The organism is Dokdonia pacifica, assembly GCF_900188275.1.
GTDB lineage: Bacteria > Bacteroidota > Bacteroidia > Flavobacteriales > Flavobacteriaceae > Dokdonia > Dokdonia pacifica.
This window is the reverse complement of the sequence record NZ_FZNY01000001.1, coordinates 476,463-496,804: the sequence shown is the minus strand read 5'-3', so window position 1 is coordinate 496,804 and position 20,342 is coordinate 476,463. Positions and strand designations below refer to the sequence as shown.

At 34.9% G+C, this 20,342-nt stretch carries 18 protein-coding genes; 3 read left to right on the top strand and 15 right to left on the bottom strand.

Translation table 11 applies throughout. The annotated features are described in order from the left end of the window. The first annotated feature begins 3 nt into the window (after positions 1–3). Complete coding sequence (locus CHB80_RS02275) at positions 4–1,074, top strand: aminotransferase class V-fold PLP-dependent enzyme (protein ID WP_089369804.1); 1,071 nt, start codon at positions 4–6, stop codon at positions 1,072–1,074. Between the two features lie 215 nt (positions 1,075–1,289). Next, entirely contained in the window at positions 1,290–1,583 is a 294-nt protein-coding gene (locus CHB80_RS02270; protein WP_089370748.1) for an isoamylase early set domain-containing protein, read from the top strand. Positions 1,584–1,900: 317 nt separating this feature from the next. On the opposite strand, the gene CHB80_RS02265 is transcribed toward CHB80_RS02270, so the two are convergent. Then, positions 1,901–3,004: a DUF4407 domain-containing protein gene (locus tag CHB80_RS02265; RefSeq protein ID WP_089369803.1), complete on the bottom strand. Its 1,104-nt coding sequence runs from the start codon at positions 3,002–3,004 to the stop codon at positions 1,901–1,903. 79 nt (positions 3,005–3,083) lie between these two features. Here CHB80_RS02265 and CHB80_RS02260 point away from each other — a divergent pair, with 79 nt between their 5' ends. Further along, a complete protein-coding gene (locus tag CHB80_RS02260; RefSeq protein ID WP_179218066.1) occupies positions 3,084–4,865 on the top strand; it encodes a sensor histidine kinase in 1,782 nt (593 codons plus the stop codon). 89 nt (positions 4,866–4,954) lie between these two features. Here CHB80_RS02260 and CHB80_RS02255 read toward each other — a convergent pair whose 3' ends face one another. From CHB80_RS02255 to CHB80_RS02190, 14 genes are all read right to left on the bottom strand, one after another. After that, positions 4,955–6,382, bottom strand: coding sequence for a M20 family peptidase (locus tag CHB80_RS02255; RefSeq protein ID WP_089369801.1), 1,428 nt, complete (start codon positions 6,380–6,382; stop codon positions 4,955–4,957). A gap of 164 nt (positions 6,383–6,546) precedes the next feature. Further along, positions 6,547–7,071 carry a DinB family protein gene (locus CHB80_RS02250; protein ID WP_089369800.1) on the bottom strand — a complete coding sequence of 175 codons (525 nt, stop codon included), beginning with the start codon at positions 7,069–7,071 and terminating at the stop codon, positions 6,547–6,549. A 6-nt stretch (positions 7,072–7,077) separates the two neighbouring features. Then, positions 7,078–8,505 (bottom strand): amidohydrolase family protein, encoded by a 1,428-nt coding sequence (locus CHB80_RS02245; RefSeq protein WP_089369799.1) that lies wholly within the window; start codon positions 8,503–8,505, stop codon positions 7,078–7,080. 11 nt (positions 8,506–8,516) lie between these two features. Beyond that, complete coding sequence (locus tag CHB80_RS02240; RefSeq protein ID WP_089369798.1) at positions 8,517–9,704, bottom strand: DUF1624 domain-containing protein; 1,188 nt, start codon at positions 9,702–9,704, stop codon at positions 8,517–8,519. Between the two features lie 118 nt (positions 9,705–9,822). Continuing rightward, positions 9,823–12,825, bottom strand: coding sequence for a M56 family metallopeptidase (locus CHB80_RS02235; RefSeq protein WP_089369797.1), 3,003 nt, complete (start codon positions 12,823–12,825; stop codon positions 9,823–9,825). Continuing rightward, positions 12,822–13,193: a BlaI/MecI/CopY family transcriptional regulator gene (locus CHB80_RS02230; RefSeq protein ID WP_089369796.1), complete on the bottom strand. Its 372-nt coding sequence runs from the start codon at positions 13,191–13,193 to the stop codon at positions 12,822–12,824. Before CHB80_RS02230 ends, CHB80_RS02235 begins: the two co-directional genes overlap by 4 nt. Before the next feature lie 308 nt (positions 13,194–13,501). After that, complete coding sequence (locus tag CHB80_RS02225) at positions 13,502–13,798, bottom strand: carboxymuconolactone decarboxylase family protein (protein WP_244905555.1); 297 nt, start codon at positions 13,796–13,798, stop codon at positions 13,502–13,504. Between the two features lie 77 nt (positions 13,799–13,875). Beyond that, a complete protein-coding gene (locus tag CHB80_RS02220; RefSeq protein WP_089369794.1) occupies positions 13,876–14,616 on the bottom strand; it encodes an SDR family NAD(P)-dependent oxidoreductase in 741 nt (246 codons plus the stop codon). 68 nt (positions 14,617–14,684) lie between these two features. Next, positions 14,685–15,245 (bottom strand): TetR/AcrR family transcriptional regulator, encoded by a 561-nt coding sequence (locus CHB80_RS02215; RefSeq protein WP_089369793.1) that lies wholly within the window; start codon positions 15,243–15,245, stop codon positions 14,685–14,687. Between the two features lie 140 nt (positions 15,246–15,385). Beyond that, complete coding sequence (locus CHB80_RS02210; RefSeq protein WP_089369792.1) at positions 15,386–16,273, bottom strand: SPL family radical SAM protein; 888 nt, start codon at positions 16,271–16,273, stop codon at positions 15,386–15,388. Next, positions 16,257–16,979: a DNA alkylation repair protein gene (locus tag CHB80_RS02205; protein ID WP_089369791.1), complete on the bottom strand. Its 723-nt coding sequence runs from the start codon at positions 16,977–16,979 to the stop codon at positions 16,257–16,259. The genes CHB80_RS02210 and CHB80_RS02205 overlap by 17 nt, the downstream gene beginning before the upstream one ends. 11 nt (positions 16,980–16,990) lie before the next feature. Then, positions 16,991–17,518, bottom strand: coding sequence for a hypothetical protein (locus tag CHB80_RS02200; RefSeq protein WP_089369790.1), 528 nt, complete (start codon positions 17,516–17,518; stop codon positions 16,991–16,993). 82 nt (positions 17,519–17,600) lie between these two features. Further along, the gene (locus tag CHB80_RS02195; RefSeq protein WP_179218065.1) at positions 17,601–18,848 is read right to left on the bottom strand and encodes a DoxX family protein; all 1,248 of its coding nucleotides are present in this window, start codon (positions 18,846–18,848) and stop codon (positions 17,601–17,603) included. A gap of 88 nt (positions 18,849–18,936) precedes the next feature. Continuing rightward, positions 18,937–20,328, bottom strand: coding sequence for a dipeptidase (locus CHB80_RS02190; RefSeq protein WP_089369788.1), 1,392 nt, complete (start codon positions 20,326–20,328; stop codon positions 18,937–18,939). Positions 20,329–20,342: the final 14 nt, after the last annotated feature.

The following is a 20,342-nucleotide window of genomic DNA, read 5'->3' as shown; positions in this document are numbered from 1 at the left end:
GTTATGACAGCATTTAAAAAATATTTCCCTATCACAAAACAATGTACCTACCTAAATACACCGGCTTCGGGTTTGCTTCCATCACCCGTATTGGAATATAGGCAGGAGCATGATTTAGACTTTTTTGTGATGGGAAGTGCAATTAAAGATAATCGAGGTACTGCGCTTACCGCTATACGTGAAAAAGTAGGAATCTTATTTTCTTGTGCGCCTAACCGAGTGGCATTAGTGCCTAACTTTTCGTACGGATTTAATACACTTCTAGAAGGCGTGCCCAGCTCTAAGAAAGTACTGTTATTAGAAAATGATTACCCTTCGGTAAATTGGCCATTTGAGTCGCGTGATTTTGAGATCAGCTATGCGCAGATAGATGGCAACTTGGAAAAAAATATTGCCTCCGCTTTCGCGAAAGCGCAACCTGATATATTTGCATTTTCTGTCATACAATATATCAACGGAATCAAAATAGATTTTGACTTCCTCAAACAGTTGAAAGAGACTTATCCCGATACCTTGTTTTTTGCAGATGCTACGCAGTATTTTGGCATCGAAGCTTTTGATTTTGACACATCGGCTATTGATGTGATGGGAGGAAGTTGTTACAAATGGATGAATGCGGGATATGGAAATGGGATTTTTCTTTTTAAAGCATCGGTAGCAGAAAAAGTATTTCCAAAAACAACAGGATTTAACTCTTTACAAGGGAAATATAAAGCAGAAGAAGGAAGCTTTTTAGGGCGTTTTGAACCAGGACATCAAGACACACTTAATTACGGAAGCTTGGGTGTTGCGATAGATATTATTAATGAATTTGGCATCACTGCTATTGAGCAACACATAAAAATACTTTCTGAAAAAGCAAGAACCGCATTTACGGAGCGCGGATTACTAGAAGAAGCGGTTGTACAACGAACTTCACATTCTTCTATCTTTAATTTGAAAGGAGATGAAGCGCTTGTAAATCGGCTTAAAAATCAGAATATCGTGAGTATTTTACGAGGTGACGGTGTGCGTGTTGGGTTTCATTATTTTAATACAGAAGACGATTTGGAGCAATTATTGGCTGTTTTATAGTTGTTTGTAGCGCATTTTTCTTGAAAAAATAGAAGTTGCTTCCTAGATTTTACTGTCAAATTCATATTTGAAAACGTTTGCGTTTTACCGTATTGTTTATTTTGCATAGTGAATATTATCATTCTGTAAAAAATGCTGTTAACTCGCTGATAAACTGTTTTTTGTTAGGTGCTATCTCTATATTTGAAGCGTACAATTTTAAATACATTATTAGTATGCCACTTACAAAGAAATACCTAAAAACAAAGCCAGTGTGTAAAGTAACATTTACAGTTCCTGCAGCTGAAGCAACTACGGTAGCTGTAGCTGGAGATTTTAATAATTGGGACACTACCGCTTCTTTAAAGAAACTTAAAAATGGAAGCTTTAAAGGAACTTTTGATATTCCAACAGAGCAATCGTATGAATTCCGTTATGTAATAGATGGAGAATGGACCAATGAGCAAGAAGCAGATCGTTTTGAGTGGAACTCATATGCTGCTACAGAAAATAGTGTTATAGAATTATAACACATCCTTATATAAAGTAATTTACTATATACCTGAATATAGTATTTAGTAAACATTGTGTGTGAAAATAGCGTAATACTCTAATAGAGTGTTACGCTATTTATATGAATATTCAAGTAGTAGGTTGTTTTGCTATAAAGATATAATATATTAGTAAAAGAACACTAGTTTTAGATTTTGCTTACAAGTAGGATGCGTTCTACTCGTTATTTTGAGTACGTTTTTTAGGCTTTTCAAAATAACATTTTATTAAAAAGGGTGTGACGATGAAGCAGTATCTATCAACACATGGATAGATCCATCACACCCATATATGATTATCCTAAGATCTTAGTTTGTCTACGATAAAAAGCATCTTGCTGTCGCTTCATAATCTCTTTGGCCATTTTTTTCTTGTAGTTGTAGAGCTCTTCTTCATTTGCAATATCCGTATAGATACGATCATTAAGGATATGATCTGTTTCTGTTAAGGTTTTGCGTTGTGCTGCTTTTTGAGCGCTCCATGCTTTTATAGTGGCTTCGTGATCGGCGAGTTTAATATCATATTCTCCCATGGGAGAGATCAGTTTTGAAAATATAGGTGCTGTTTCAATAGCGAGAAACAGTAAGAAAATAAACAATGATGGAAGCCAAGGCAATTCTTTCATAGCATCGATACGTGCCATCAAACCATCAAAATTATTAATAATAGGCTGGCTGGTACTTACCGCTGTATTAAACTCATCTCTAAGACGTGTTTTTTCCGCTTCCGCGAAAGCGATTTTATCAGCATTGGCAGCTTTGAGGGCTGTGAGTTCTTCTAAAGCAGCATCATGCTTATCACGTTTTTCTTGATAGACAGGTCCTTTGCCTAAGAGTTCTGTGCCCGCAGTTCCTTCTGCTTCGGCGATGTAAATTTCATAGAGGTTATTTACCTCCGTTTCTTTGGTAGCAATTTCGGTTTTTAAACCAGTTATTTCTGCATCAAGCTTATTGATTTCTGGTGTATACGCTGCTAATATTTCACCTTGATTCTGAACGGTATAATCGTTCTTTTGGCTTAACATCACACGATCTATTTCTTTTTCAAAAATCTTAAGTTCTAAAGGTTTCGAAATTACAATAGCAATGATAACCGCAAGGATAAGGCGAGGTATTGCCATACCAAACTCTTTCCACCAATTGTCTCTTTTTTTGAGTGTAGAGACAATAAAACGATCTAAATTAAAAATCACAAAGCCCCAAAGAATTCCAAAAAGAATAGCTCTGTATGCATTGTCAAAAATGGTATATAACGCATAAGATGCTGCGATCGCTGCTAGAATTGCTGTAAAAAATACAGTGGCTCCTATACCTGCATACTTATTTTTCTCTCCACGAGAACAAGTATCTAGCACATCTCTGTCTGCTCCTGAACAGAGAATAAAAAATTGCTGTATCATAAATGTATGTTTTGTATTCGCTAGTAACGAACTGGTTGATTGATGATGCTGTGCATATAAGAACGCAAAAATGTATAGAATGTTACATTTTTTTAGAAGAAGTGTGATATACTCCTTGAATTATGGGATATACGCTTTCGCGAAAGCGTATAAATTAATCTCAATTATAGACCATGTGTATAAGTCGTATCTTTATCGGGTTAAATTAATTGTTTTGAAACGATCCATTCATTGGTATTTATGTGCTTTCCTCATCTTTATAGGAGGGGTTGTTGTGTATCTATTACATCAAAGTAATTTAGAAAAAGAGGAGATTTCTAATAGGCAACAATTAGAGTACATACACAACCGTGCAGTAAATCAATTTTCCAGTAGTATCCATAATCTGGCAGGACTTATTGCTGGAATGAAGTCATATATCAATATGTCTGAAGAGATGCCAAGTCAGGAGCAGTTTCAGAAATTTGTGCAAAGTCAATTAAATGATATAGATAGTAAAGATTCTATTGTTATTTCGGTGATAGATACATCACATATATTTAGGCAAGCATTTACTCGTTATGAAAATGATCCTGCTCAACTCATAGGTCGTTCTGTAAAAGATATTAGAAGTAAAGATAAAATTGAGGCTTTAGAGAGTTTAATGAAAACAGATCATCTGTTAATGTTCCCACCTATAAATCTAAGAGAAGGTTGGTTAGGAATACCGATAAATTTTAGAATAAAGCGTAATGGTATTGTAGAAGGGTATGGGGCTCCTATTTTGAATTTTGCGACCATTATGTCTAGTGTTTATGACGATGAGATAACTAAAGATTTTGTATTTAAGTTTTCTACAGAACGCGGATATGAGTTTGACCGTACGCGTTCTTATAATGAAACAGAAGTGTATACGAAAGAGGTAGATAAAGAGTTTTATAAAAATTATAATATCCCAGAGGATGCTTTTATCTCTACAACAACACAATATTTTGGTTTTGAGATAACCATAGCAACGGCCTATAAAGAAGTGCCAAATCAAGGGAAGCGTTTTAGAAATATTTTACTCTTGTATTATGGACTTCTGATTTTAGTGCTCTTGATTATTACGTGGCAATTGGATAGATATCGAAAATTAAACAATAGGTTAGAAATTGCCAATACAGAAATTGCAAGTCAAAATGAAGAATTACAACATTTAAATCAAACTAAAAATAGGTTTTTTACAATGATAAGTCATGATGTAAAACAGCCTTTGCAATCTGTAGAAGGATTATTGGATTTATTACAGGATGAAAAAACAGATGATCCTTCCATAAACTCTCTTTTCAAGAAAATTAGAAAGTCTACAAGAAATACAGTTGATTTATTGAATAATTTATTGCGCTGGGCACTTTCGCAAACGGGAGAACTCTCTTATACTCCTGTTAGGTTTAATGTGGCAGCGATTATTCAAAAAACAATTGCATTAGTAGATCAGCAGGCGCTGTCAAAACAAATAACCATTGTGCAGGAACTGGATGATACTATTCATTTTTATGGAGATGTAGATATGATTCAAACGGTTGTTCGTAATTTAACATCTAATGCCATAAAGTTTACAAAACTCAATGGTGTTGTTTTAATACAATCCTATACTAAAGATCAACATATTTACATTGTTATAAAAGATAATGGAGTGGGTATGAAACCTGAGTTGGCTTCCTCCTTATTTCAAATTGGTGAAATGGTGAGTAGGGAAGGGACTCAAGGTGAAACAGGTACAGGTTTGGGGTTAATACTTTGTAAAGAATTTATAGAGAGGCATCAAGGTGAGATTACCGTATCAAGCGAATTAGATAAAGGAACTACATTTACTATCATATTACCTGCGGGTGCATAATTATACGCTTTCGCGAAAGCGTACAAAGCAACGATCCAATACAAGATAGATGTGTTTTTACAATTACATACCTTAGTTATACCATCGTTTTATCCAAATTTTTTGATTAAGTGATACGCAAATTCAATGATTTCTGTGTAATTGTCTTTGCTTATCTTCTCATCAATTCCATGGAATCGAGTCATACTATCTGGCCCGATACGCATAGGGTAAAAGCGATATACATCATCTGAAATATCATAAAAATAACGAGCATCTGTACCACCTCCTACTAAACCAGGAACCACCACACTATTAGGAAACATATCGCGAATGGTTTTTTCTAAGGTTTTGTATGCTTCAGACTCAATACTTGAAACGGGTGAAGGGTTGGTTAAAAAGCCAACGGGTTCTACTCTTATTTTATCAGAAATAGTACTTTCAATATGTTGCTTAACGGACGCTATGGTTTCTCCGGGAAGAATTCTAAAATTAATGGTGGCTTCTGCCACCGTAGGGATTACATTGTTTTTTATACCACCATTTATTATGGTAGGCGCCGTAGTGGTATGTGCATTCATGGCTTCAAGTATAGGCTTTTTTATTAACCAAGGATTTGCAAATACCATTTTTTGAAAGAAAGGAAGTTCTGCTCCCATATATTCAAACTGGTAGTCAATAGGTTTTACAAGTTTATAGGGTAATTGGTTGTTTTCAAGGTCTACAATGGCTTGTGCAAGCATTCCTATAGTATTTTCGCGCGGAGGTTGCGAGCTATGTCCGCCACTGGTCTCAACAATAAGTCGGAAAGAAGCAAATCCTTTTTCGGCTAAGTTTACCATGGCTACAGGTTTGTCTATACCTGGCACTAGATTTTCTGCAATAAAACCACCTTCATCAAGTGTCATCATGGCATGAACGCCTTTTTTCTTTAAGTGTGCTGCAATTTGAGCAGCACCATTAGCGCCTCCAATTTCTTCGTCATGACCCGAAGCGAGATAGATGGTTCTTGTAGGTTGATAGGACTCTTCGAGTAATTTTTCTACCGCTTCTAGGAGTCCAACCAATGTACCTTTATCATCCATGGTACCACGACCAATAATATTTGTATCTGTGATTTTACCTTCAAAAGGACCAGCTTCCCAATCCTGTAATGTGGGTTCGTCTACAGGTACTACATCCTGATGTGACATTAAAATAATAGGTTTTTTAGAAGGATCAGATCCTTCCCATGTATATAGTAAGCTGTATTCATTAATTTTTTCAAGAGATAATTTAGCATGTGTTAACGGGAAAGCTTCTTCAAGAAACCTGTGAAACCCAAAAAATGCAGTCGAATCTGGAATGGCATCTTCACTAAAAGATATGGTAGGATACTGTATTGCTTTTGAAAGATTTTGATATACATCATTTGGAAGCTGAACCTTTTCTAAAGGGGTTGATGCTACCTGTTTTGACTTTAATAGTAAGGTGTTAATAATTAAGATTCCAAATACAATAATAACTAAAGCAAGAAGTAAACGTACTATTTTTTTCATGTTGGTTACTGAGTTTGATGAGTAGTAACGAAGTTAATCATAATATAAATAGGCACGAATTGAGACGTCACTGCGCTTTATAAGCGTTCTTTACTAAGGGAAGGGATTCTCATAAGTTCGCTTTCGCGAAAGCGTATAAAGAAACCATTACTTTAAGAATGTATTTATGATTTTATAACTGTTAGATAAGCCTTCCAAGGACCTACATCATTCTTTAAATCTTTTGATAGCACTCTCGTAATCTGATTGATATGACCAAGATCATGAATTGTCCAAGCTGCCAGTAAATTTTTTAAAGTGACGTTCCCTAATTCAGGATGTCTTCCTTCTTTAGCAAGGTCTTCTTGAGTGAGCGCAAGGTTTTTTAAGAGGGTGATGTTTTCAGCTCTTAGAATTGTAAATTCCTCTAATAGCATTTCTAATGTTTTCCCTTTGCTATTTTCAAACTGAGCAAAACGATCAAAGGGTTCAAATGCATCTGTATATGTAGGATCTAAAATTTGCTTTGTACGCGGAATCCAATCTGTTTTTTCCCCGTGAATGAGGTGTCCAATAATATCATAAGGACTCCATGTGTCTTCCCCTTCATTTTGATGCATCCAATCCGGATCTAAATTTTCTAAAAATGTTTTTAGAATAACTGGAGTACGTTCTAAAACTGGAATAATCTTTTCTAATTGAAATGCCATTGTGATTTAATTTAAGCCTACTTTTCCTTTTACAGATTCAAAGAGTTTTTGAGAGTCAAAACCAATACCGTCTTTAAAAACAGTTTCTAGTTTTCTAATGTTTTTAATAGTTGTTCTAAGATCTCCATCTATGAGTAAAAGATCTGCTTTTTTACCTACAGCAATACTTCCTACCTCTTTGTCTTCTTCTAGGAATGTAGCGCCATCAAGGGTGCATATTTTGATAGCATCTTCTAGTGTAAATCCAGCTTCTACAAGAATCTCTACCGTACGTTGATTGGCATAACCTGCAACAGTGCGTCCTGCTCCTGTTGGATCTGTTCCGGCAACAAGGAAGCCGCCTTTATCATAGAATTTTTTAATCCAAACTAAGTTTTTATGGTAGAGTTTTGCAGCAATTTCATCTCTGCCTTGTGCTCTGTCATATCCTGATTGTAAGCGTTCTTGTATTTGTGGTATTAACGCTTCTAAACCACCTCCAGGAACGACTTCATGATTAGTATAGGGTTCAAAAACATTTGGAGTAGTCGTGATAACCGTTTTGTTTTTAATCAATAAGTCAATGAGTTTTGTAATATTCTCTCCGTTTTCTGGTTCGCGTATCAAGGCACTTCTAGATCCAAAAGGATCACATTTATTTTCTTCTTTTCCATCAAGAAAATCACTAGAAGCCATAAAACCATGTTCTAGATTATCAATCCCTATTTCTGAGGCTTCTTCATAAGTAATGGAACATAAATGACCTGTAACTTTAAGACCACGTTTATGTGCTTCGGCTACACAAATTCTAAGATCTTCTTTTGTGATATTATTATAAACTTTGAAAGAGGTAACTCCTTTATCAGCCCAATAGTTTACAATTTTAGAAACCTCTTCGGTATTTCCTATAAAACCTAATTCAGGAACACGTGGGCCTTCACGTTCTATAAAAGGGCCAGTAATATGCATTTTAGGACCTGTCATTTTCCCTTCCTCAATCCATTTTTTGACATTTAAATCAGTTTGCGGTTGGATACTTCCGCCTGTTCGCATAGAGGTAACCCCTCCGGCTAAATAGAGCCTAGGGAATGTGAATGTCATTTGCCCTACACTAAACCAATCTTCAAAAGGCTTGGTATAAAACATATGCTCGTGTAGCATTACAAGTCCAGGGATTACTGTTTTTCCTGTGCCATCAATCTGTTTAAGATCACTAGGGAGTGTCATAGATGCAGTATTTCCTATAGCTTCAATACGTTGATCTTTTATGATAATGGTTTGATTTTCTTTAATAGCATTTCCAGTACCGTCAATAACAGTAACATTAGTGATGGCAAAATGAGTATCATCTACAGTGATAAATCGTTGTACGGTGTCCGAAAACTGTTGTGCTTGTGATGATGTGATACCAATTCCTATAAAAAGAAATACGAAGAAAGATTTTAATATGTTCATTCTATTTTGTGTTATATGTAGCTGAGCCACCAAGTTCCTTTATGTGTTGCTTTGTATTTCATAAACCATTTACAAATGGGATATAACAATATGATAATAGCGACCCACACAAGATACACAATCCCAAGAGAGTATCCATAGCCAGAAAGTGCTCCAGAACTCATGGTTTCATTATCTAGAATCATAGTTCGCCAGTCTTTACCTGTTATCAAAAGACCCAGTATAGCGCTCGCATGTACTACAAAAACATGTATGACATAAAAGAAGAATGGGACCCTTCCAAAAACTATTAAGAAGTTAGTCACGCTATTTTTGATGTTTTCTATTTTGTAAAGGAATAGTAATGCAGGGCCTAATGTGATTAATAAAAATAATAGAGATGGTGGGTATTTTGAGAGGATGAAATAAGAAATTATAGTTTTGGAAAAAGATTCTTGTTCAGACCATAGCATACTATCTCCATAGATATTAAAAGTTCGTAAAATGAAAAAGAATACGATCGCAGAAATTCCTATAGTAAGCAACCATTTTTTTCTTGTACGTACAGCAGCATCTTTTTTATAGAAAGAACCAAAACAGTATCCTAAAAGAATAACACCTATCCACGGAAGTACTGGATATGAAAAGCATAATAAACGGGTTTCGCCTATAGAAACACAACTTAATTCATGAGACATTTTCCATAATAAAGAAAGTGGATTTTCTTCCGGGATACTCACACCATCTAACATATTGTGACCTAGTACAATCAGAAAACCAAGAGCTACTAGTATTTTTTTAGGAAGATGAATGAGCAAGCCTAAAACAATCATACAAAAGCCAATTGCCCATATTACTTGTAGATTAATCATTCCGTAAGTAATATCAAACCACCAAAGCAAGTTATTAATCACAATCTCTACAAAAATAAGCCAGATACCTCTGGTGATTAGAAATTTAGAAAGTGCTTTTGGAGTATGCTTTTGTCCATATAAAAAAGCGGAGGTTCCTGCTAGAAATACAAATACGGGTGCGCAATAGTGGGTTATGAACCGTGTGAAATATAAGGGTAGTGTTGTAGATTCTAAGTTTTCTGGAAAGTTTCCAGCAAAGGCATTGATATGAAAATAATCTCTTACGTGATCCAATACCATAATAATCATTACTAAACCTCTCAAAATATCTATAGATTCTATGCGCTTTGTAGTGGATTGTGACATACTATTAATAAATTTTGATATGTATTGTAAGATATATGATTGCTTTTTGTAAAGATATATAAAAAGAAAAGCTCACTATTAGTGAGCTTTTAAGGTATGCTGTTTTATAAAATTATAATTAAATATCTGCTAAAAGGATGGTTATTTCTTTCTCATTTTCAGCAAGTCTTCTTCCTGTAACAATAGTGGGTCTAGCTAATAATAATTTTTCACCTTCTGCGATAGATAATTCCTCTCCTTTATAACGGAACTTTCTAGTTTTTTTCTTTAATCCCTCATAGTCACTTGCATAGATGTTATTGTCCATTCCTGAGTCTAAATTATATTGTATTTCTTTGTCAGTAAGTCTATATAAAGTAGCATTATAAGTATCTTGGTTTTTTACACCATATTGGTGTGTACTTAAATAATCTAGTGCTTCTTGCGTTGATAATACTTTTCCTTGATAGGAAAATTTAGTGTCTTTAGCAGATATTGGTGGTATTATTTTTAAGGCCATTTCTTGACCAGATTTTGATTTTTTTTCTTTTACCTCAATCTTTACTGGTGCAGGTGGCGGTGGAGGAGGAAGCGCAGGATAGGGTTCAGCATTTTTCTTTTGCGTTTTTGTCATTCTGCTATAAATCTCATACATAAAAGCCACCTCAGATTTTAGTATTTTTCCTTCAGGGTTTTTGCCGTACTTTTTTGCAAGTTTATTGTAAACACTAATATCTTTTTTAGTGACAGGTTTTTTGCTCTGTTCTTGAACTTCTACAACAATAGGCTTTGCAGAAATATAGGTTTTAGGAGCAGTTGTATAAGGATGTCTTGTCTGTACATTAAGGTTTTCATTTGCTTTTACAAGACTTACTGCTTTTTCAAAAGTTACCTGTTTGTCTTCATAATAAAACACACCTCCTATATCATTCATGCTTTTAAGATGTTCCTCTACACTTGGCGGTGGTGGCGGTGGTGGTAATTGAGAAGGCGCTTTTGGTGCAGGTGGAGCTGGTGGCGGAGGTGGCGGTAATAACTCCATTCCTCCGTTTGCTTTTGAATAATTCGTTTTTAAAAACTCTGCATTTAATTTTTTAAGAAAACCTTTATCAGGGTTTTTAACGAGTATAGATGGATATGATTCTGTATAATCAGTTTCTTCCCAACCTTTAGTAATCGCATCTATATCACTACGAAGTGTGTTTACAGAAGAAGCTTTTCCATTTACAAAGACTTTGTTATTTTTAATTTCGATTACAAAAGCTTTTTTTCCATTTCTTTCTGCGCCCTTTACATACTCAGTAGCATAGTTTTGCGAACTTTGTTGTTGTTGACTTACAGGTTTTAGACGTATACCTTTTGTTGTATTTAAGTCTACACTAAGTGTAGAAGGAAATCCTACACCACGTTTTTCTTGCCAGTAAGGATTTGTCATAATATTTACCTGCACATAATGCTTTCCATAGTTATAGGCATTCTTTTCTAATTTGCTTTCAATAAAATAAGGAAGATCGTCTGGATGATATTTTTTTAATACGTCATTTTTAATTTGAACGCCATCTAACCAAACCCCATATTGACTCGCATCTAGCCATCTGGTCATATCTTGTTTTGATGGATGTCTAGAGGCTAAATAATTATCTTTAGTTTGATTAGGCGCTATAATACTTCTAGGAATATGAAGTTGTTTGATGCCGTAATCGACAAGCCGATCCCTAATTTCTTTTACCTGATCCATATTATCAGTTCCTATTGCGGTTATAGTAACATTTACAGTATTTTGACGCTCTTCTTTGGTAAGATCAGCATTAAACGTATGTAATACTTCAGAAAAATTTTCATTTGTAGCTGCTTTTCCATTAATACGGTACTTACCATATTCTATTATTTCTAATGTGATGTTTTTAGCACTCGATGTTGTTGTTCCCGCAGTATTCTGTATCATAGGAACATTTCCTTTTGAACGAATAATCTCTTCCTCTGGTGTCACTATTCTATGATATCCATAATCTTTAGCAACTTTTTGAATGAATACTAGATCTTCATAAGGAATATTTTTTTCTGATGAAACGTGAATATTAATAACACGATCACGTTGCTCTTTGGTAAGATCTGTATGCAAAGACGCTAAGGTTTTTTGTAAATCGTTTTTTGTGGTTTTTAATTCGTCTACTATATAGTTGCCATCTGAAGTAATTTCAAGTTCAATACTTCGTGCATAAATTTTAGGATCAGCGTTTTCTTCATAAGCTTCGTCAGATGGTTGTGCAATAATCCCTTGATTAAAGACCAAAATACAGCCAGCAATAATGGGAATAAGTAGTAGCGCACTTAAAGCAAGTCGCTTTCGGTTAAATGATTGTGATAACATAAGAATTCGTTTTTTTGTTGATGAATAATTAAATGGACTCTCAAGAGTAGTGTGATGAGCACTACTTGCATAGTTTAAGAGTATATGTTGATATTGGTATATATCATGTTGTTCTTGAATGGCACCTTGATCTGCTAGAAATTCATGATTAAGCGTGATTGATTTTTTGGTCATCCAAAACAACGGATTAAACCAAAATACTACTTGCAAAAATTCTATAAATAAGATGTCTAAAGAATGTTTTTGACGTACATGCGTAGCTTCATGAGCTATAACTTCTGAGGGGATTTCCTTATTTTCATAACGCTTTCGCGAAAGAAAAATATACTTCAAAAAAGAGTGTGGAATGATAGACTGTTGTAAGAGCGCTAATGTAAAATCTCTATGATTATGGGTTTCTGCCGTTGTGATTTTTCGCTTTAAGCGAATTAAATTTAATAAAAATCGCCCTCCAAAAATAAGTGTTCCTAATCCATATATAGCCCATAAAATATAAGGAAGGTAATTTGTTTTTTCTTCTACAGGTAATGATTGTGTAGGTAGAGCGGTTTGATCCCATGCCTGTGCAAATTCACCTATCCAAATCTCTTGAGGCGCCTCTGTAGTAGTGTATGTAAACGTTATGAGCGGTATGGTTAATGAAAAAATAAGACTGGCTAATAAATAATACCGTTTAAAATGATGGAGTGCTTTTGCTTCTAATACGATTTTATAAAACCCAAACAAAACCGCAAGACACAAGGTGCTTTTTATAAGATATGTAGTAATCATTGCTTTTTCTTTTTAAGTTGATGGTCTATAATCCCTCTTAATTCTTCCAATTCTTTCTCACTTAGATCTGTTTCTTGTGTAAAGAAAGATGCAAACTGGGAAGCAGAGTCGTTAAAGAAATTTTTAATAAGTCCGTTTACGTGTTTAGAGAAATAGTCGGTCTTCTTTACAAGTGGAAAATATTCTCTTGAACGTCCATATTGCTTGTAGTCTACAAAATTTTTATCCTGCATTCTTTTCAGCAAGGTGGCTATAGTCGTGGTAGCAGGTTTTGGCTCTGGATATGCATCTATGAGATCTTTCATAAATGCACGCTCTTGTTTCCAAAGGAGTTGCATGAGTTGTTCTTCTGAAGCAGATAATGCCATTTCTTTCTACATTTTTAGAATTAACTCTACAAATGTAGAATAAAATTTTAATTCTACAAGTGTAGAGCAAAACTTTAACAAAAAAGGCCCTCTTTTTAAGAAGACCTTTACGATTTGTACTTAGTACGATATATGTAATTACGTCTTGCACGTACATCCCCATCGATATCTCAGATAGCAACTGTTACCCATGAAGCTTCATTATAGGAACTAGTTTATTGGTTATAATGAAGTTTTTGATAAAATGAGGTAATGTTTACATGCGTATGGCAATGCATTATCGTTTACATTTTGATATGTAAACTGTATTAATTGTTCATTAAGTGCGTACCATGAACTACTGCAGCTCCTGCTCGTAATGCAGCTGCCACAAAAGTAACTTCAGAAAGTTCTTCTTGTGTTGCTCCAGCATCAATTGCATGTTTTTTGTGAATTTCCAAACAATATGGACATTGTGTAGTGAGTGCAACAGCAATGGCTATTAACTCCTTATATTTTTTTGGGATAACCCCATCTGCAAGTGCAGTTTGATCTAATTGCTGAAAAGCTTTCATTGCTTGTTCTGCATTTTTTCCTAATGTACCTAACTTCTTTAGGTGATTCATATCATACATATAGATCTATTTTAAAATTAAAATATGGGCAATACTTAAAATATGTATTGCCCTTACTAAAGTGAAAATTAATTACGTCCTGCGCGTACACCCCCATCGATATCCCAGATAGCACCTGTTACCCATGATGCTTTGTCTGAAAGTAAGAATGTAATACTATCGGCTACATCTTGAGGCGTACCATTACGTCCTATAGGATGGAAACCGTGAAAACCTTCTAATGCTTTTTCTGCTTCTTCTTTTCCTCCAAAAACACCATGATACACAGGAGTAGATACTACAGCTGGAGATACTGCATTTACTCTAATATTATCATCGGCAAGTTCCATGGCTAAGTGTTGTGTTAGTGAGTGTAACCCTGCTTTTTGCATAGAATATGCAGAAGAAGGCGTTGCTTTTACAGCCTGTTTTGCCCACATAGAACCTACATTTACAATAGCGCCTCCTTGTGTTTCTTTCATCTTTTTAGCAGCAGCTTGTGTGATAAAAAAGAACCCTCTATTTAGATCTTGATATGAATCATAATCTTCTTGTGTGTGATCTAAGAAAGCTTTTGGTCCAAAAATACCTGATGCATTTACGAGATAGTCTAGGTTATTCCAACCAGCTACTTCATTTGTAAAGTTTTGTACAGCCGTGGTATCTGTAATATCCAACTGATGCTTTACAAGGTTAGGTGCATCTGCTACTTTGCTAGGTGTACGCCCTGCAATATGTACAGTTACACCTTCATTTAGTAAATTTTCTACTGTTGCAAGACCGATACCGCTGGTACCGCCTATTACTAATGCTGTTTTGTTGTTTTCCATTGTGTGTTTATTTATTTTAAAGTTTAAATTATAGACAGACAAGTCTGTCTTTTTATTGATAAATTTTTTTATGCTATTAATTTTTCACAAAGCCCACGAGCGGTTTCAATAGGCCATATTTCTTGATGTAAATGACTTTCTGAAAGCCCTCCTTCATAAAGCACATATATTTGCTTTGCATATACTTTTTGATCTGCTTCTGTAAGTTCAGGAATGGCGGCTAAGAGTCCTTCTATATAGTTGATAAGTGTTTCTTTCCCATTCTGAATTACAGCTCGGATTTCTTTGTTTTCTTTAGGAATTTCAGAAATCGTATTTAAACACCAACATCCATTAAAATCATTCTGATTATAAAATGCAGCCAGAAAATCAAATAAAGCAATAAGCTGATCTTTTCCAGGCGTATAGGTTGAAATAAATGGTTTTAATTGCTCAAAGAATAATTGATCCTTGTATTGTAAATAAGCAATACAAATCTCTTCTTTAGATCGAAAGTGGTTATAAAGGGTTGCCTTGGCGATACCAGCTTCTTTAATAATCTCATTAATACCTGTCAGATTATAGCCCTTCTCGTAAAATAAACGAGAAGCCGTTTCTATAATAGTTTGTCTGACAAGATTGTGTTTCATCTATTAAAAAGTTTAATTATTTCGGTGAATAAACAAAAAACTAATTTTGTTTATGCTTATTTCATAATGCAAATATAGAATAAATTTCTAAAAACAGACAAGTCTGTTCATTTTTAATAGTCAGTTACTTTTTTTAATCCTTACAAAATGGATGATTTTATTTCATATTGTACAGCGAGTTCTTTCATTTTTTTTGCAAAAGCTGCTTTGTAATAAGCAGGCATTTCCGAGCCATATTGAAAATATTTCTGATATTTTGGTAAAAGTTCTGGGTAGTGTTTTTGTATAGCTTGGAGCATTAATGTTTTGCTAGCTGCTTTTTCATGACCAAATAGTGTAAGTGTTGCAGGTAATACATAGTGTGCATTGCATTCTTTAAAGGTTGAAAATAATAGATCAAGGTGTGCCGTTGTGTCAGAAATAAAGGGAAGTAGCGGCATCAAACTTACCCCAGATAAAAACCCTTCTTGTAGGGTGTTTTTAAAACTTTGTAATCGTAAGGAAGGTGCTGTGGCGCCTGGTTCAAAAATACGAGCAGTGGCATTATCAAGTGTGCTAAAAGAATACGAAACAATGACGCCACGTCCTAAAGTACTTTTTAAATCATTGGGGAGTATTGCATTTTTATCAATGTGATGTAATAAGTCATAATCCCTAGCTATCATATCGGATTTTGTAATCACATGAACAGGAAATTTATACTTTGCAATAAGTTGCAGGGCTTGTCGGGTGAGCTCGTATTTTTTTTCAATTTGCAAATAGGGATCTGTAGCAGATGATAGAACGATGATTCCGTATTGTTCTTTTTTAGCCCGATTATACAATTGTCTATCTAAGACTTCGATCGCATTAGTTTTTACCGAAAGACTCGCTTCTAGATTGGTTCCGTATTTACTTCCTCGTATGTAGCAATACAAACAGTTAAAAGAACAACTGCTGTAAAGATTTACCGTGTAATCATCCAGAAACCAGGTATCCCGTTGTTTGGTTTTGTTGAGTACTGATTTGATTTCAATTTCCCTTGGCATGCTGATGTCTTTCTAATCCGATAGCTACTTTTTTTCGAAACCAGTTGGCTACGTTTTGTGTGTTGTTGAGTTCGCTTTCGCGAAAGCGTATAATATCAGGATGAAATTTTGCTGTTGTTTTTGCAGCCCATCCGATACCTTGACGTATTTCTTTATTGGTAGTGTTGGCACAAGTTAGTAAAAGATCAAATAACATTTTCACATATACTTTGGGTAATCCTTTTTTAATGGCATAGTGTATTCCAGCACCTAGTGATCTAATCACCCAATGACTCTCGTGATGTGTTTTTGCTTCTATGACTGCCATTGTTTTTTCTGGAGTTTGCAAAAGGGAAACACCCCAAACACGTTCCCCAATGATATCACATACATACCACATATCTGCATCTGCAATATATGCGGTGGCTTTTTGTATAGACTCTTCATAATGATGATCTAGACGTTTTTGTAACATGATTCCTAAAATCACATTTCCTCCTTCTGTTTTTAGAGATTGAATGTGATCACAAAACTGGATATGATCTATCTCAAGTAAATGTTCATAGAATTGCTCACCACAAAACTCTAATAAAGGAAATTTTACTTTATGAGATAAGAGTGTTTTATACGTAACATCACAAGAGGTAATTAAGCCTTCTTCATCATATGCCTGAAGGCATTCTTGAAGTCGTATTCGTATGTCAGATTTTCTAGTGATGTATTGCATTTAGGCCATTATTATTTAATCATAAAATAGAAATCTCTTTCTAATTCATACTGCATGCGTTTCACAGATCGCCGCATTATAAAGTAAGGGATTCCAATCATAAATAGTCCGTGTATTAGTAAAAATGGGATAGCAATAATAGAAGCTTCAGGACCACCACCTTGTAATGTCATAATAAAAAAAAGGAGATAAAATATAGGAACTAGTATAATAAAAGGAATCATTCGATTTAAAAAACCATTGATTTCCACATTGATTTTTAAGGTATCTCCTTGTTGGGTAAAACGCCCTTCTGCTGTTGCAAAATTCATATTATAATCAAAAAACTTTCGCTTTTTCTTTAACTTAAAACCGTAAGAATTGATATGACCTTTATACTCAGCTTTACTAGAAGAAAAAATATCTCCCATATCAGAAAAATAACCTAAATCACTATGATCAATACTCGCATTTACAATGGAAACGAAATTGTATTTTTCTATAGGAAGTTCAATAGTAGTAGTTGTAAGTAAGTTGAGTTTGGTCAATAGTGTATTCATATAGTGTTTTGGTTTTGTGTTATACATATGTGTATACCAATGATCAAGGATGTTACAGCCTATGTGTTTGAATATACTACGATCACTTATTATAAGGCGTTTCATTAATCCAATGAAAGTCACGGGTTATGAGTTCAAAATCACGTAAATCTTTTGCTTTAAGACGGATATCTAACGTATCTCCATAAAGCTTTCCTTTTATATGTAGTGCATCATCAGAATGCATGTAGGTAAAGTTATCACTTAACTCCCATTCTCCTTCATATAAAGTAAGCTGCTCTTTTATGGTATCGATATGTAATGTCATGCGCTTTTTTTGATCATTCATAAATTGGAGAGTAGCATGGCCTTTACGATCTATAATTAAATATCTCCAACGTGTTGCATCTGTAATTAATGGAGGTAGTGTGTCATTATTTTTCACAAACGTATCTGCTTCCCATATACCATATAATGCGGGTTTTTCTCTTTTGTCTCCATAGGTATGTTCTCTTTGATATCCGCTATAAGACAAGGCGCTACATAAAATTAATACGAGTATGATCTTACTCCAAAAAACCATTTTTTTGTAATGAGAATCTTCAGAAATCTTGTAGTAATTAATAGCGTGTGCGGTTTCGTTTTTGATAAATACTTGCTTACATCGTTTCCAATCTGCCATAAAAATTACTAATGCCATCATCATCAGATGTGCAGAAAATAACTTAACAGGAATATCATAAAATAGGTTCATCATAAGTACTTGTAACATGACTCCTGTAGTAACAATAGCTCCAAGTGTAATTGTTTTGCGAGGGATTAGTAATAATCCTCCTAGTACTTCCATACAGCCTACAAACATATTGAATCCCTCACTATGTCCCATATAGGTCCATGCAAGCCCCATAGGTGACATCTCTCCAATAGGTTGTAATAAACGCGTTAAGGAAGGCCCTGGGAATTGACCTTTAAATATTTTAGCAAAACCATAGATAAATAGTTGTAATACAAGATACATACGTAGTATGACTATAAACCAATAGAAAAGTTGATTGTACGAAGGACGTTTCCTGTCTAAAAACGACCATATTAGAACACCGACAATCGTTAAAGTACCTTGTACTAACCAACTTATATATGCCATTGTAGTATCTCCACTGCCTGTAGAGAAGTATTCTAAACGACCTTCAGATTGTAGTATGTTTTTCCCTACCCAAACAAAGAGTGATTCAAAGAATAGTGTCCCGCAATATATAAAGAGGATATAGCTCAAAAAATAAAGACAAACAAACCTGAATACAAGTTTACTAGTAGGAGACCAATAAGCCCTTGACTCGTGTGATAGTATCATAAAGGTATCGTTAGTTGTTATCTAAAATAGAAAAAGTCCTTTAAGTTTATGATAACTTAAAGGACTTTCACATTTTATATAGTAATTTTTATGCGTTTTTTAAGGCAGTAAAATACTCGTAAAAATAAGGAATGGTTTCAATTCCTTTTAAATAGTTCCAGATACCAAAGTGTTCGTTTGGAGAATGTATGGCATCACTATCTAAGCCAAATCCCATTAAAATGGTTTTGCTTTTTAGTTCTTTCTCAAAGAGAGCAACAATAGGAATACTTCCACCACTACGTTGAGGAATTGGTGTTTTACCAAATGTTTTTTCATAGGCTTTTTCGGCGGCTTGATATCCGATACTGTCAATAGGCGTTACATAGCCTTGTCCTCCATGATGTGGGGTTACTTTTACGGTAACGCCATCAGGAGCAATACTTTCAAAGTGTGTTTTAAATAATTCAGTGATTTCTTCCCAATCTTGATGAGGTACTAATCGCATTGATATTTTTGCATAGGCTTTACTAGCAATAACCGTTTTTGCACCTTCGCCTGTATAACCACCCCAAATTCCATTGACATCTAAGGTAGGTCGGATAGAGTTACGCTCATTGGTGGTATATCCTTTTTCTCCATATACTGCATTAATGTCTAAGGCTTTTTTATAGTTTTCTAAACTGAAAGGCGCTTCTCCCATTTTTTCACGTTCAGCCGCAGTAAGTTCTTCTACTTTGTCATAAAATCCTTTTACGGTGATATGATTGTTTTCATCATGAAGGGATGCAATCATTTTTGAAAGCACATTAATAGGATTTGCAACAGCACCTCCGTACAGACCACTATGCAAATCGCGATTAGGTCCAGTCACTTCTACTTCTACATAGCTAAGACCGCGAAGTCCTGTAGTGATACTAGGAATGTCATTAGCAATCATTCCCGTATCAGAAATAAGGATGACATCATTAGCTAGTTTTTCTTGATTACGTTCTACATACCAAGCAAGGTTGACACTTCCTACTTCTTCTTCACCTTCAATCATAAACTTGACATTGCAAGGAAGCTTTCCATTTGCCGTCATGTATTCCATGGCTTTAACATGCATATACATTTGCCCTTTATCATCACAAGCACCACGTGCAAAAATGGCACCATCAGGATGTTTGTCTGTCGTTTTTACAACTGGCTCAAAAGGCGGAGCATCCCAAAGATCTAATGGGTCTGGTGGTTGCACATCATAATGCCCATATACCAATACTGTTGGAAGATTAGGGTCTATGATTTTATCTGCATATACAATAGGATATCCAGGTGTTTCACATATTTCTACGGTATCACATCCAGCGGCTTTTAAACTGTCGGCTACCGCAGTGGCTGTTTGTGTGGTCGCTTTCGCGAAAGCGGAATCAGCACTAATACTAGGGATTTTTAGGAGTTCGATAAGCTCGTCGATAAAACGTTGTTTGTGTTCTTGGATATAAGATGTTATGGATTCCATGTAGATTATAAATT